The organism is Serratia sp. CY83965 (genome assembly GCF_052166375.1).
GTDB classification, from domain to species: Bacteria; Pseudomonadota; Gammaproteobacteria; order Enterobacterales; family Enterobacteriaceae; genus Serratia; species Serratia marcescens.
In genome coordinates this window covers 1-232 of record NZ_JBJNOV010000002.1, presented here as the reverse complement: position 1 = coordinate 232, position 232 = coordinate 1, and the positions used below count along the sequence as shown (strand labels likewise).

Annotated in this window: 1 pseudogene; it reads right to left on the bottom strand. The window is 67.2% G+C overall.

The features are described from left to right. Positions 1–232 (bottom strand): annotated as a pseudogene (locus ACJ8PL_RS07865) (RHS repeat-associated core domain-containing protein); the annotation flags it as partial.

The window sequence follows — 232 nt, the reverse complement described above, 5'->3', positions numbered from 1 at the left end:
GCGCTGTTCAGATCCGTGTGATACCAGTAAATATCCGCCGAGCGGCTGTCGCCCGCCTGCTCCAGCGCCGCCAGCGGGCTCCACGGGCTGGCCGGATCGTAGCTCCAGCTGCGGCGGCTGCCGTCGTCGCGCTGCTCCTGCAGCAACCGATAACCCTGCCACAGGAAACGGGTCGTCTGTTCGATTTTGCCCTTGTAGCGCACCACCTTGCGGCTGCGGCGGCCCAGCGCGT